14 protein-coding genes and 1 pseudogene are annotated in these 13,978 nt (G+C 65.1%); 12 read left to right on the forward strand and 3 right to left on the reverse strand.

The genetic code is table 11. The features are described from left to right. Positions 1-340: 340 nt before the first annotated feature. The 8 genes from dapA to DIE22_RS11770 all read left to right on the forward strand — a co-directional run bounded on the left by dapA (position 341) and on the right by DIE22_RS11770 (position 9,095). The gene (gene dapA, locus DIE22_RS11735) at positions 341-1,237 is read left to right on the forward strand and encodes a 4-hydroxy-tetrahydrodipicolinate synthase (RefSeq protein ID WP_124497351.1); all 897 of its coding nucleotides are present in this window, start codon (positions 341-343) and stop codon (positions 1,235-1,237) included. 14 nt (positions 1,238-1,251) lie between these two features. Beyond that, entirely contained in the window at positions 1,252-2,418 is a 1,167-nt protein-coding gene (locus tag DIE22_RS11740; protein WP_124605144.1) for an iron-containing alcohol dehydrogenase, read from the forward strand. Then, entirely contained in the window at positions 2,415-3,692 is a 1,278-nt protein-coding gene (locus tag DIE22_RS11745; RefSeq protein WP_124605145.1) for a four-carbon acid sugar kinase family protein, read from the forward strand. The genes DIE22_RS11740 and DIE22_RS11745 overlap by 4 nt, the downstream gene beginning before the upstream one ends. 11 nt (positions 3,693-3,703) lie before the next feature. Beyond that, a complete protein-coding gene (gene pdxA / locus DIE22_RS11750; RefSeq protein WP_124605146.1) occupies positions 3,704-4,729 on the forward strand; it encodes a 4-hydroxythreonine-4-phosphate dehydrogenase PdxA in 1,026 nt (341 codons plus the stop codon). 110 nt (positions 4,730-4,839) lie between these two features. After that, positions 4,840-6,258 (forward strand): sodium:solute symporter family protein, encoded by a 1,419-nt coding sequence (locus DIE22_RS11755; RefSeq protein WP_124605147.1) that lies wholly within the window; start codon positions 4,840-4,842, stop codon positions 6,256-6,258. A 22-nt stretch (positions 6,259-6,280) separates the two neighbouring features. Further along, entirely contained in the window at positions 6,281-7,468 is a 1,188-nt protein-coding gene (locus DIE22_RS11760) for an exo-alpha-sialidase (RefSeq protein WP_124605148.1), read from the forward strand. Positions 7,469-7,572: 104 nt separating this feature from the next. Then, the gene (locus DIE22_RS11765; RefSeq protein WP_124605149.1) at positions 7,573-8,379 is read left to right on the forward strand and encodes a DeoR/GlpR family DNA-binding transcription regulator; all 807 of its coding nucleotides are present in this window, start codon (positions 7,573-7,575) and stop codon (positions 8,377-8,379) included. 11 nt (positions 8,380-8,390) lie between these two features. Then, complete coding sequence (locus DIE22_RS11770; RefSeq protein WP_124605150.1) at positions 8,391-9,095, forward strand: SDR family NAD(P)-dependent oxidoreductase; 705 nt, start codon at positions 8,391-8,393, stop codon at positions 9,093-9,095. A gap of 30 nt (positions 9,096-9,125) precedes the next feature. Here the strand turns inward: DIE22_RS11770 and DIE22_RS11775 are convergent, their stop codons facing one another. Next, positions 9,126-10,181 carry an aldo/keto reductase gene (locus tag DIE22_RS11775; RefSeq protein WP_124605151.1) on the reverse strand — a complete coding sequence of 352 codons (1,056 nt, stop codon included), beginning with the start codon at positions 10,179-10,181 and terminating at the stop codon, positions 9,126-9,128. A gap of 76 nt (positions 10,182-10,257) precedes the next feature. After that, positions 10,258-10,848, reverse strand: a complete 591-nt coding sequence (locus DIE22_RS11780) for a flavodoxin family protein (protein ID WP_124497343.1) — start codon at positions 10,846-10,848, stop codon at positions 10,258-10,260. A gap of 120 nt (positions 10,849-10,968) precedes the next feature. On the opposite strand from DIE22_RS11780, the gene DIE22_RS11785 reads away from it, so the two are divergent. From DIE22_RS11785 to DIE22_RS11800, 4 genes and pseudogenes are all read left to right on the forward strand, one after another. Continuing rightward, positions 10,969-11,874: a LysR family transcriptional regulator gene (locus DIE22_RS11785; RefSeq protein ID WP_124605152.1), complete on the forward strand. Its 906-nt coding sequence runs from the start codon at positions 10,969-10,971 to the stop codon at positions 11,872-11,874. A 316-nt stretch (positions 11,875-12,190) separates the two neighbouring features. Then, a complete protein-coding gene (locus DIE22_RS38715; protein WP_124497341.1) occupies positions 12,191-12,472 on the forward strand; it encodes a hypothetical protein in 282 nt (93 codons plus the stop codon). Positions 12,473-12,560: 88 nt separating this feature from the next. Continuing rightward, a pseudogene (gene rpsU / locus DIE22_RS11795) lies at positions 12,561-12,771 on the forward strand (30S ribosomal protein S21). A gap of 277 nt (positions 12,772-13,048) precedes the next feature. Further along, entirely contained in the window at positions 13,049-13,333 is a 285-nt protein-coding gene (locus tag DIE22_RS11800; protein WP_124497340.1) for a hypothetical protein, read from the forward strand. 103 nt (positions 13,334-13,436) lie between these two features. Here the strand turns inward: DIE22_RS11800 and rpsU (DIE22_RS11805) are convergent, their stop codons facing one another. Further along, positions 13,437-13,649 (reverse strand): 30S ribosomal protein S21, encoded by a 213-nt coding sequence (gene rpsU, locus DIE22_RS11805; RefSeq protein WP_091997207.1) that lies wholly within the window; start codon positions 13,647-13,649, stop codon positions 13,437-13,439. Between the last annotated feature and the right edge of the window lie 329 nt (positions 13,650-13,978).

A 13,978-nucleotide genomic window follows, 5' to 3' on the forward strand; every position in this document is an offset into this window, starting at 1 on the left:
GCGGATGTCGTTGACGAGCCCGGGCCGGCGATACCCGCCGCGGCCCAACCGGCCCAAGCCGAACAATTCGCGCATTTCCCTCTTCTGGCGCCGCCAAAATGATCGATTCGATCATATCAGGGTTTTCATTGACTGATTCGGTCACGTGATCAGCTAGAATGCACGCATCGCGCAACGATTTTGATCGAAACAAGCAAGTCCACTGAAGGAAGCGCTGGACGATGCGTTCCGTCATCCGAGTTGCGCTGGCTGGTGCCCGCAAGCGCCCAGCCCCGCTGATTTCTGCCTAACCCATGGAGACGGCGCTTGCGCCCGCCGTCCCGCCCGCGATGGAGCACGCATGTCAATTTCGTTCAAGGGGATCGTTCCCGCGCTGATCACGCCGATGACGGCCGACGAGAACGTCGATGAAGACGGCCTGCGCGCACTGGTCGAACGGCTCATCGAGTCGGGCGTGCATGGGCTCTTCGTGCTGGGCACCAATGGCGAATTCATCGCCCTGAGCGAGGAAGAGAAGCTGCGCATCGCGCGCATCGCCGTCAGCCAGGCCCGCTCGCGCGTGCCCGTCATCGCGGGCACCGGCGCCTATGCGACGCGTGACGTGATCGACCTGAACCGGAAAATGACCGAGGTCGGCGTGGATGCCGTTTCGGTGATCACGCCGTACTTCAACGGCGCGACGCAGCCCGAGCTCTACACCCACTACAGGAAGATCGCCGAGGCCACGCCGCTTCCGGTCATGCTCTATACGATTCCCGCGAAGGCAGGCATCACGCTGACGGTCGATACCGTGCGCCGGCTTGCCGAGATTCCGAACATCCGCGGCATCAAGGACAGCGGCGGCGACTTCGATCGCTTGCTGCAACTGATCAACCTGCGGCGCGACGACTTCGCGGTCTTCACCGGCACCGACTCGATGATTCTCTGGACGCTGATCGCGGGCGGCGACGGTGCGGTCGCCGCGACGACCAATGCCGTCCCGCATGTCGTCATGTCCATCTGGAACAAGTTCCAGGCCGGCGATATTGCCGGCGCACGCGCAGCCCAGGAATCGCTGCGTGCGCTGCGCGATGCGTTCGCGCTGGGCACGATGCCCGTCGTGCTGAAAACCGCCGCGCAGATGCTCGGGATGCCTGCAGGCCCCGCGCGGTCTCCCGCCCAGCCGCTCGACGACAGCGCGCGCGAGCGCCTGGCGCAAGCGCTCTCCCTTTACCACGACGCCGCGCGCGGCCACTGAAACAGGTCAACAGCATGACGACTTATCACTTCCAGACAGTCAAGCACATCGTCCACGGCGCCGGCAGCCTCGACACGCTGCCTGACAAGCTGTCGCTGCTCGATACGCCGGTCGAGCGCATCGCGCTGATCACGCAACCCGCGATGGAAGCGCTGGGGGTCGCCGATCGCGTGATCGAATCGCTCAAGGCGAAGGACGTCGAGGTGCGCATCATTCGCGGCGTCGAGCCGGAGCCGACCATCGGCAACGTCGAGACGGTGTACAAGGAGCAGATCGCGCCTTTCGCACCGCAAGCGATTCTTTCCATCGGCGGCGGCAGCGTGCTCGATGCGGCGAAGCTGTTCGCGGTCCGGCTGACCAACGACGAACCGCTGCGCAACTGGCTCGGCATCGACCTCATCAAACACCCCGGCGTGCCGATGATTCTGGTGCCGACGACCGCCGGCACCGGCTCCGAAGTCACCCCCAACGCGATCGTGACGCTGCCGGACGAATCGTTGAAGGTGGGGATCGTCAGCCGTCACCTGCTGCCGCAAATCGTCATTCTGGATGCCGAACTGACGCTCGGCCTGCCGCAGCCGATCACGGCCGCGACCGGCATGGACGCGTTCGTGCACGCGCTCGAATCGTACATCTCGACGAAGGCGAATCCGATCAGCGACATGTATGCGATGGAGTCGATGCGCCTGATCGGCGCGAACATCGTCGACGCGTACGAAAGCGGCCAGTCGCTGAAAGCACGCGAAGCGATGATGCTCGGGTCGATGTACGGCGGCCTCGCGCTCACCGCCGCCGGCACGGCCGCCGTGCATGCACTGGCCTACCCGCTCGGCGGGATGTTCAACGTCACGCACGGCGTCGCGAACGCGATGCTCCTGCCGCACGTGATGGCCTTCAATCTCGATGCGATCGAAGGCCGGCTGTCGAACGTTGCGCGCGCACTCGACCTGGCGTCGAACACGGACCCGGACGCGGTCGCGGCACGCAAGCTGATCGACAAGATGGTGGAATGGACGGCTGCCGTCGACATTCCGCAGGACCTGCGCAAGTTCGGCGTGTCCGAAGCGCATCTCGACGCGCTCGCGCTCGCGGCCTCGAAGGTCAAGCGCCTGCTCGGCAACAATCCGAAGGCGCTGACGCTCGACGACATGAAGTCCATCTACCGCCGCCTGCTGCCATGAACCCGCTCGCACAGCACGCAGCACGGCTCCTGATCGTCGCCGACGACCTGTCGGGCGCGGCCGATTGCGCGGTGGCCGGGCTACGGCACGGACTGACGGCGATGGTCCTGCTCGACCCGGAGCACGCACCGGCGCCGACGAGCGGCGTCGACATCCTGTCGGTCGACGTGGACTCGCGCCGCGCGCCGAGAGACGTGGCCGCCCGACGCAACATCACCGCCGTCGAGTCGCTGTCGCATGCCGGCACGCGCCTCTACAAGAAGGTGGATTCCACGCTGCGAGGCAATGTCGCGGCGGAGGTCGCCGCGCTGACGTCGCACCTTGGCATGGCGATCGTCTGCCCCGCTTACCCGGCATCCGGACGCACCACGCGGGATGGACGCCAATGGGTTCGCGGCGTACCCGTCGAAGCAAGCGAATACTGGCGCAACGAGAACATCCCGGGCAAGGCCGATCTGGTTGCGCTGCTTTCGGCCGAGGATCTGCGAGTCGCACACGTGGCAATCGGCGCGGTGCGCGGCGAACCGGACGCGCTCGCGGCACGCATGCGGCAGCTGCAAGCCGATGGCGTGCAAGCCGTCGTGTGCGACGCGGAGTCCGATGCAGACCTGCAACGCATCGCCCGCGCATCGGCGAGGCTCGACAACGTGTTCTGGGTGGGCTCGGCCGGCCTGGCCCCCGCCGTCATCGAAACGCTGGCGCCAACCCGAAGCACGACCCGCCCGGCGGCCGGCAGCGAGGATCCGCACGGGCCCGTGCTCACGGTCGTCGGCAGCATGTCGAGCATCTCGCATGCGCAGCTGGACTGCCTCAAGGCCCGCGCCGGCGCCAGCCTCGTCGCGCTCGAGGTCGCCGTCTCCGCGCTGGACGACCCGCGCAGCGACGTGACAACGGTCGTATGCGACGCCCTGCGTCGCGGCCGGCACGTGGTGGTCTCGTTGAGCCAGACGCAGCGCGGCGCCGTGCAGGACGGCCTGCTGTTCTGCAACCGTCTTGCAGCCTTGCTGGCGCCCGCAGTGCGCTATGCAGGCGCGATCATCGCGACGGGCGGCGAAACGGCGCGCGCACTGCTCACCGCGGCTGGCGCGAGCGCCTTGCGGGTCGTCGACGAAATCGAGGACGGCATGCCGCTGCTCGAATGCCGGCTGCACGGCAGGACACTTCCTGTCGTGACCAAGGCGGGCGGCTTCGGCCAGCCCGCATCGATCCATCACGCGTGGCGCCGGCTTGCGAATGAAGGCAAGACGGCCGATACCGCTCAAACCAATCTGTGAAGGGAACTGCCATGGACAACCGCCCCATCATCGGCATCACCATGGGCGACGCGGCCGGCGTCGGCCCGGAAATCATCATGAAGAGCCTTGCCCATGCGTCCGTGTACGAGCAGTGCCGCCCCGTGGTCATCGGCGACGCCGCGCGCCTGCGGGACGCCGGTCGCCGGGCGGGCATCGAGCTTGACGTTCGCACCGTCGGCAGGCCGTCCGACGGCGCGTTCCGCGTGGGGGTCGTCGATTGCATCGACATGGCGCTCATTCCGGCCGACCTGCCTTATGGAAGGCTCTCCGCGATCGCCGGCGACGCCGCGTATCAATACATCGCGCGCACCGTGGAGCTGACGTCGAAAGGCGAGCTCGATGCGATCTGCACCGCCCCGCTCAACAAGGAAGCGTTGCACGCCGGCGGCCATATTTTCCCCGGACATACGGAAATGCTCGCGCATCTGACGGGCATCGACGAGGTGTCGATGATGCTGGTCGCGCCCAACCTTCGCGTGATCCACGTGACGACGCACATCGGCCTGCTCGACGCGATCCGCAAGATCGAGCCGGGCCTCGTGCAGCGCACGATCGAACGCGCGCATGACACGCTGGTTCGCGCCGGCATCGCGAATCCGCGCATCGGCGTATGCGGCATCAATCCCCATGCCGGCGAGAACGGCCTGTTCGGCTACGGCGAAGAGGAAGAGAAGATCGTTCCGGCGGTCCAGGTCCTTCAAGCGCGCGGCTGGGACGTGGAAGGCCCGCTGCCGGCGGACACGCTGTTCTTCCGTGCGGGCCGCGGCGATTTCGACGTGGTCGTCGCGATGTATCACGACCAGGGACACGGGCCGGTGAAGGTGATGGGCCTCGAAGCCGGCGTGAACGTGACGGTCGGCCTGCCGGTCATCCGCACGTCGGTCGACCACGGCACCGCCTTCGACATCGCCGGCAAGGGCATCGCCGACGAACGCAGCATGCTGGAGGCCTTCCGCCAGGCCGTGGACCTCGCGACGCGGCGCAACGAGCCGTCGCCCGTGGCGAGCGCCGCCTGAGCCGCACATGTAACGACACGCATCGACCAAGGGGCGAGACCGGCAGGAACATGCCGGATCGCCCGACGCACCCGAACGCATATCAACCGAAGGTAACGTGGAGACAAACGATGGCCACCTTCAGTTATTGGGAAACAGCCACCATCATCGGCATGGTTGTCACCTACATTGTGATTACGAGCCTGATCAGCATTCGCCTGCGCAGCCGCAATTCCGAACAGTTCATGGTGGCCGGGCGCTCGATGCCCGCGCTGGTGGTCGCCATCCTGCTGATGTCGGAATTCATCGGCGCCAAATCGACGGTCGGGACTTCGCAGGAAGCCTTCTCGGCCGGCATCGCCGCTTCGTGGTCGGTCCTGGCGGCAGCCATCGGCTTCCTCTTCTTCGGCCTGTTCATGGCCAAGCGCCTGTATGCGTCCGGTGAATTCACCATCTCCGGGTTCATCGCCCAGCGCTACGGCCACGGTGCAAAACTCGCCGTCTCCGCGATCATGATCTACGCGCTGTTCGTGGTGAACGTCGGCAACTACGTGAGCGGTGCGGCGGCGATCTCGACGGTCATGCGCATCAACCTGCCGACGGCCGCCGTCATCACCGCCATCGTCAGCACCATCTACTTCGTGTGGGGCGGCCTCAAGAGCGTCGCGTACCTGACGATCGTCCACAGCGCCGTGAAGCTGCTCGGCATCGCCATCCTGGTCGGCGTCGCGTGGAAGCTGTCGGGCGGCATCAAGCCGATGGCGCAGAACATGCCCGTGCACTATTTCACGTGGACAGGGTCGCTGTCGGGCGGCACGATCGGCGCATGGATCATCGGCACGGCCGGCGCGATTTTCTCGACGCAGTTCATCATCCAGGCCATCTCGGCAACCCGCAGCCCCGAGGGTGCGCGCGCGTCGTCGCTGATCGCCGCGCTCCTGTGCGTGCCGATCGCGATCGCGCTCGGCTTCATCGGCGTCGCGGCCAAGTACCTGTATCCGGACATCAAGAGCCTGTACGCGCTGCCGGTGTTCCTGCAGCACATGAACCCGATCCTGGCCGGCATCGTCACGACGTCGCTCGTGGCCTCCATCTTCGTGAGCGTCTGCACCGTCGCGCTGGCGATCGCTTCGCTGATCGTCAAGGACTTCTATGTGCCCCGCTTCAAGCCGACGCCCGACGTCGAACTGAGAATGACGCGCTGGATCTCGCTGGTCGTCGGCTTCCTTCCGCTGATCTTCGTGCTGTTCGTCCCGCAGATCCTCGCGCTGTCGTTCTTCAGCCGCGCGCTGCGCCTGTCCGTATCGGTCGTCGCGCTGATCGGCATCTACCTGCCGTTCTTCAGCGGCAAGCGCGGCGCCGTCTCGGCGCTCATCGTCGCGACGGTCGCCACGACGGCCTGGTACCTGCTCGGCAACCCGTTCGGCATCGACAACATGTACGTCGCACTCGTGACGCCCGCGATCGTGCTGATCATCGGCAAGCTGTTGTTTCATGGCGAGGGCTCGAACCTTCGCGACAAGCCGCTCACGCATCGCGAATCGCACTAACCTCGCCACTCGAGAACATTTCATGAGCACGAATCTCGTTGAAGCGCCGAGCACCGCGTCGGACCACTGCGTTCGCACGGCGTATGCCGACGCGGAACGGCAAGAAGCGTTTCTGCCGACCGCCTGCGTACAGAACCACGCGGCCAACCTGCACTGCCTCGACAACGGCGACCTGCTGTGCGTCTGGTTCGGCGGTACCCAGGAAGGCATTCCCGACGTCTCCATCTACCTGTCGCGTCTCGCGGCCGGGACGGACGCGTGGTCGCCGCCCCGGAAGCTGTCGGACGACCCGACCCGCTCGGAACAGAACCCGGTGCTGTTCACCGCACCGGACGGCCGCCTGTGGCTGATCTACACCGCGCAACTGTCCGGCCATCAGAACACCGCGATCGTTCGCCGCCGCGTGTCGACGGACGGCGGGCTCACCTGGGGCCCCGTCGAAACCCTGTTCGATCGCCCGGGGACGTTCGTCCGCCAGCCGATCATCGCCCTCGACGACGGCACGTGGATTTGCCCCGTCTTCCTGTGCCGCACGGAGCCCGGCGAGCGCTGGGTCGGCAACGACGACGTCAGCGCGGTCATGGTCTCCGACGACCAGGGCGCGTCGTGGGCGCTGCATGACGTACCGGACAGCGTCGGGTGCGTGCACATGAACGTTCACGTGCTGCACGACGGCTCGCTGCTGGCGCTTTACCGCAGCCGCTGGGCGGACTTCGTCTACGCGAGCCGCTCGACGGATGGCCGCGCGTGGAGCCGGCCCGAGCCGACCGGGGTGCCGAACAACAACTCGTCGGTTCAGTTCACGGTGTTGCACAACGGTCACCTCGCACTCGTGTTCAACGAGAGCGATGCGTCGCACGGCAACGAGCGGCGCGCGTCCCTGTACGACGACATCGAAGACTCGGAGGACAGCGGCGAGCTGCGCGACCAGAAGGCGTCCGCGCGCGGCACCGCCTTCTGGGGCGCGCCGCGCGCGCCGATGTCGCTGGCCATCTCGGAAGACGGCGGCAGGACCTGGCGGCGCCGCCGCAACCTGGAAATCGGCGACGGGTACTGCATGACCAACAACTCCGCGGACCAGCGCAACCGCGAGTATTCGTATCCGTCCATCGTGCAGTCGCGCGACGGGGCATTGCACATCGCCTTCACCTGGTTCCGCCAGAAGATCAAGTACGTGCGCGTCGACGAAGCGTGGGTTCGCGGTCGATGACGCCCGCCGGCGCAACTGGCCCGTCACTGCGGCAATTCGATAAACTTGTCGGTCGGGATGCGCGGACTTGCGCGCCAATGCGATCAGACCAGGAATTCACGCACATGAAAGTGACCAGGCGCCGGGAGGCGATGCTGCAGGCCGTGCTCGGTGGCATGACGGACGTTGCGACGTTGTGCGAGCACTTCGGAATGTCGGAAGCGACCGTTCGCCGGGATCTGCGTGCGCTCGCGAGCGACCGTCGCATTCTGCGCACGTACGGCGGCGCCGCCGCGGTCGGCGGCCATGAGCCGGAGCTCTCGCTCGAGGAGCGGCGCGTCAGTTCGCAGGAGCAGAAGGAAGCGATCGCGCACGCGGCGAGCGCGTTCGTCGAGGACGGCGACACCGTGTTCCTCGACAGCGGCACCACGACCGCGGCGCTGGCGCGCCTGCTTGCCGGCCGGACAGCCGTTCACGTCGTCACCAACAACCTGCTGGTCGTGAGCCCGCTCGCGTCGTCAGGTGTTCCGGTGACGGTGATCGGCGGCGACGTCCGCTCGTCCAGCATGAGTACGATGGGGCCGCTCGCGCAGATCGCGCTAAGCCGCCTGAGCGTCGACAAGGCGTTCCTCGGCGCCGACGGCGTGGTCGCCGAACTGGGTTTGTGCGAGGCGAGCAGCGAGCAATCGTATCTGAAGGAGTGCGTGATGCGGCAGGCAGCCGAGGTCTTCGTGCTCGTGACCGCGGACAAGCTCGGACGCGCGAGCCAGCAGCACTGGACGCCGCTCGAGCGCGACTGGACGCTCGTGACGGATGACGCAGCCCTGCCCGAGCAGCTCGACCCGTTCCATTCGCAGGCGCGGATCACGGTTCATGCGGTCAGCACGAAGGCGACGCCTGCATCCGCCGGGTCAACGCAGGTTCAACCGTAGCAGGAGCAATCGTGGGGCAATTGGAGCAGACGGGTTCGGGTTCGCGCCATGCAGTCGTCACGGGCGCATCGTCGGGAATCGGACGAGCCATCGTCGACCGTCTGCTGTCCGACGGCTGGCGCGTCACGGGACTGTGCCGCTCCCACATTGAAACGACCCGCGATGCGCTGAACATCGTGCCGGTCGACGTCACCGACTTCGCGGCCCTCGGGCCCGTATGTGACGAACTGGGTGCGGCGGACGCGCTGGTGCATGCGGCCGGTTTCATGCGTACCGCGCCGCTCGGTCAGCTGTCACACGAGGACGGAACGGCAATGTGGCGCCTGCACGTCGAGTCCGCCACCTTTCTCGCCGATCGTCTGGTGCCGCGGATGCCCGCCGGCGGACGCATCGTGCTGCTGGGCAGCCGCACCGCCAGCGGCGCGGCCACGCGCAGCCAGTATGCGGCGACCAAATCCGCGCTGGTGGGCCTGGCGCGGTCCTGGGCGGCGGAACTCGCGCCGAAGGGCATCACCGTCAATGTCGTCGCGCCCGGCGCGACGGACACGCCGTTCCTGCGTGATCCGGCGCGCGCGGCAACGCCTCCCCGCCTTCCGCCGATCGGGCGATTCATCACGCCCGAGGAAGTCGCCGCGCTGACCGGCTTCCTGCTGAGCCCGGACGCGAGCGCGATCACGGGGCAGCAGATCGTCATGTGCGGCGGGGCATCGCTTTGACGCAAAGGGCTGGATCCGGCGTTGCCGGTCCTATTGCGATGCGGCGCGCGTGAACGGCCGGGGGAGCCTGCCCGCCGCCTGACGATCGATCATCCAGCCGGGATAACAGGGCGGCAAGGCACTCACGGCGTCGAGATGCGCAAGCTCGTCGTCGGTCAGGACGACATCGACCGCGCCGAGATTGTCGTCGAGTTGCTCGACCCGTTTGGCACCGATGATGACGCTCGTGACATGCGGCCGGGCGAGTAGCCATGCGAGCGCGATCCGGGCGACCGAGACACCTCGCTCATCGGCGATCGCGCGCATCGCTGCGACGCACGGCCAGGCCCGCTCGAGATCGACCGGCGGAAAATCGAAGTGACTGCGCCGCGACCCTTCTTCGGTCGGCGCCCCGGGACCAAACTTCCCCGAAAGCAATCCGCCGGCGAGCGGCGACCAGACGAGCAGCCCCATCCGCTCCTCGATCGCGAGCGGCACCAGTTCGCGCTCCACGTCACGTCCGGCGATCGAATAGTAGGCCTGGAGCGTCTCGAAGCGCGTCGCACGAAGCGCTTCGCTGAGTCCGAGCGCCTTGCCGATCTTTCCGGCGCGCCAGTTCGAGACACCGACATGGCGAACCAGCCCCTGGCGCGTCAGATCGTCGAGCGCGCGCAGCGTCTCTTCGATCGGCGTGACGGAATCGTTCGCATGGATCTGGTAAAGGTCGATATGGTCGACCTGCAGCCGTTCCAGGCTTCGCTGCACGGAATCCATGATGTGGCCGCGCGACGCGCCCTGATCGTTGGGTTTCGGGCCCATCACGCCGGCCGTCTTCGTCGCCAGCACGATCTCGCCGCGCGACACGCCGAGATCCCGCAGTGCTTGTCCGACGAGGCGTTCCGACTGACCGAACGAGTAAATGTCGGCGGTATCGATGAAGTTGATTCCCTCGGCCAGTGCGCGGGAGATCAGCCGGGTCGCGTCGTCCTGGCCGACCGCGCCGATCGCCGCCCACATGCCGGCATCGGCATTGCCGCCCAGCGTCATCGTGCCGAGACACAGCTCGGAGACATACAGGCCGGTGCGGCCCAGTTGCTTGTATTTCATGCCCGTTTCCTTCTGGATTAATTGGCTGGAAGGAATGCGGCGGCGTCCGGTCCGGCACGCCCCGCATACCCGGATTTCAGCTGATTCGAGCTTGCCCTGCCCGAAACTGTCCGGCGATCGTTGCGACGCGTGCGCCATAGCGGCGTGCCGTCTCGAGGTCTCCCGCCGACATCTCGCCGGGCGACGCGTCGGCCGGCGTCTGCGCCATCGGCGCGAGATAGGCACCCATGCGATTCAGGTCGTCGCGCATCGAGGCCTTCAGGTTGGCCGGCTTGATGTCCATGCTCGCCCAGATGCCGCCATGCTGCCCGGCGAGCAACACGAAGTATTCGAGCGTATTGAGCTTGTCGCCGTTGATGCTTGCGCTGTTGGTAAAGCCGCCGAAGATCTTGTTGCGCCACGCGCCGTCGAACCAGGCCTTCGACGATGCGTCGGCGAACTTCTTGAACTGCCAGCTGGGGCCGCCCATGTAGGTCGGCGAGCCGAACAGGATGGCATCGGCGCCGGCAAGCGCAGCCCACGCGTCCTCTGCAATATTTCCGTCGGCGTCGATGGCGACGAGTACGGCGCCGGCGCCCTCGGCGGCGGCCCTCGCCATGCGTTCGGTATGCCCATAGCCGGAGTGGTAGACGACGACCGCCTTAACCGGCGTGGTGTGTTGCGTCATGGTTGCGCCCTTTCGTTCAGGTTGCCGTCGGGGATGACGACATCGGAAAGCACTCTACTGAGTCGCAACTGCGTTATAAATGACGACCGATTGAACGTTCTGTTACTCCCAGGGTGAACAATGCAAAACCTTGACGCGCTTTTGATCTTTGCCCGTGTCGCCGAGATGACGAGCTTCACGCGGGCCGCCGAAAGCCTGGGCATCCAGAAAGGACGTGTGTCGATGGTGATCCGCAGGCTCGAGCGCGACGTGGGCGTTGCGCTGTTGCATCGGACCACGAGAAGCGTGCAGCTGACCGAGGACGGACGCGCCTTCTATGCGCGCGCACGGGACCTGCTGGCCGAAGTACAGGAATTGCAATCGATGTTCTCCGGCAACGGCACCCGCCTGCGGGGAAGGTTGCGCGTCGACATGCCGACCGAGCTGGCACGCAGTGTCGTGGTTCCCGCATTACCGCAACTGATGGCGGTGCATCCCGAGCTGGAACTGGAACTTTCGAGCACCGATCGGCGTGTCGATCTCGTCCAGGAAGGATTCGATTGCGTGATCCGTCTGGGTCCGATCGTGGACGAGACGCTGGTCGCCCGGCCGTTGGGCCGGCTGCGGATGATCAATGCGGCGAGCCCCGGCTATCTGGCGCGGTATGGCGTCCCGCGCACGCTCGACGATCTGCTCGGCCAGGGACACCGGATGGTCCACTACACGCTGACGCTCGGTGCCCGGCATCCCGGATGGGAATATCCGAACGGCAACGGCTATGCGACGCTTGCATTGCCGAGCGCGATGCAGGTCAACAGCGTGCAGACGTATCACGCGGCAGGGCTTGCCGGCATCGGGTTGATCCAGGCCGGCTATTCAGGGGTCGCGAATCACATCGAAAGCGGTGCGCTGGTGGAGGTGCTGCCGGATCTGCGTCCCGAGCCGCTCGCCGCGTCGCTCGTCGTGGCCCATCGGCGCAATCTGTCGCCGCGCGTGCGGGCGTTCATGGACTGGATCGAGGGGGTGTTGGCGCCGTATTTCGATTGAGGGGGGTGTGGGGGTTGGGGGAGGCGGAGGGGACGTGGTTGGCTTGCGCGGAGCATGGTCGTCGCGAGGACATCGGCGCTGGAATGTAAACGGGCGGGAAAAAATGGCCTATAGCGTCCAGCCGAAGCAGCCGCTTTCGACTGCGGATTCAACCCATCTTTGCCACTCGCTCAGCGGCCCAGTCAAGGGCAGCTTCTAGGGACAATCAGCCGTTCAAATGACTGAGCACAAGGGTCCTGGCGTCGTCGATCCGTCGGTCTTTTCGCGCGACAAAAGGCGTGTATAGTCAGGGATCCCCTTGTCTGAGAAAATTGTTATGTCGACTCTACAACCGAGCATCTACAAGGGGTTCGAACTTTATCCGTTGGTATTTTCACGCCCGTTCCCCCGTTTTGATGCGCATTCCAGGTATGCGGAAGGCTATGACGTTGCGGTACGCATTTGTCGAGCCGGGGCCGGGCCACACGGTAGCCGTGTGTTTCGGCTCCAGTTGGAGAACGCCGTCTCCGACTTCGGAGTAGCCAGAAGGAGCGCCTATCAGCGAGGCAGAGATATCATCGACGGAAAAGTGAATGGCGCATCCGTTGCCGACTTGTAACTAGCTCACGCACCAACAGCGACGAACATCCTCCACACGTTCGTATGTGAGGCCGACTACGTCGTTCGAGGCGAGCTCAAGGTTTGATTTGACTCCAACTCCCAAGCTAAATGAACCGCTCGAAGTCGCGCTGCGCTACTTCCGCAGCGGCCATTGAAAATACCGGTTTGCGGAAGGAACTGCGATCGCGGATGGCTTATGAAAAACCGACGGCCGAACGCAAGCGTAAGAAGGCAACTGCCGTTGCGCGGCAGCGCCAGCGCATTCGGCGGTCAAAACTGCCAAAGAAGATGTATTGAGGCAGTTCGGTTTGCCGGTCGATGCAGCTAGGTGCCGCCAGCGCGAAGTGGCTGCGGTCCGGGGCCACGTCGGCAATGACGTAACGCACGGAAGACACGGATCGTCGCTGCGTCGATACGCCCAGTAGGGGATACAGCAAGCACGGCCCGATATCGGCGCTGCCCCCGCCAACGCGACGATTCGTTTCGGGCGGAGGCCCAATCAGATCGAACGGCAGTCGGAAGCGGTCAAACAAGCCGCTCATACGATGAAGGCCGGACGAAGCCGGAGCAGTCAATGAGAATCGACCGACATTCCGTTCCTCATTATCTGGTTATTCGAACTGGTTGCGCGCCCTACGTCTTGAATGCCGATCGCCGGTTGCTTCGCCGCGAAGCAAGTCGCCAATTGTGCGCGTTCGCCAAGGCGCGCGGCAAGCTGACGTCCATCGAGGACGTGCTTTGGGACAGCTTCGCCGACATCGAAGGCTTCTCAATGACCGAACGTCAGTGCCCGTGTTTCTACACCCTGGTTCAAGGAAATGAGACCGAGCACCAACTGAGATTGTTAACTACTCTGTGACGTCGTAAGGGCCCTGTTTGCCGGTTCCCCATGCGGAGGTTACGCGAGACGCCCGGCTGGACACTAGACGGCCGCTTCAGCATGGCTGCCCGGCAGTTCCCGGTCAGTACCGCTTTTTCGGCGGCAACGACCGTTTGATCTGCTTGCGCAGGCGTGCCACTGCAGCAGCCTTTTTGCGTTTGCGTTCTGCCGTAGGTTTTTCATAGGCTGTCCGGGCACGAAGCTCTGGAATTAAGCCGGTGCGCTCGATAGCGCGACGGAAACGGCGTAATGCAACTTCCACGGGCTCGTCGGGTTTCAGAATTACGGTAGTCAATTTTTTCCTTTGTTGACATCCGGCAGCAATGGCCAGTGGTGATGTAGATGTGCACGCAGCGTCGTGGCACAGATAGGTACGCGAGGGGATTGGTCAGGCACAGCGGCTCGCGCAATACCGGTCCGATGCGAGTCGGGGCGTGCAGTCCAGCGAGCACTGTTACCGCTGGCTTCACAGGACTACCAATCAAAGGAAGATACGCGACTAACCAACACGCGTCTTTTCGGTGCTGTGCGAAGCGAACTAGCCCCGTATTGTAACCGAAGGCGGCCATCTGCCCCGCCACTATCGGCGGAGCCAGAAGGAAGGGGGGTTGTCAGCCATGCGTG

The organism is Burkholderia sp. Bp9142 (genome assembly GCF_003853415.1).
In the GTDB taxonomy this organism is placed as follows: Bacteria; Pseudomonadota; Gammaproteobacteria; order Burkholderiales; family Burkholderiaceae; genus Burkholderia.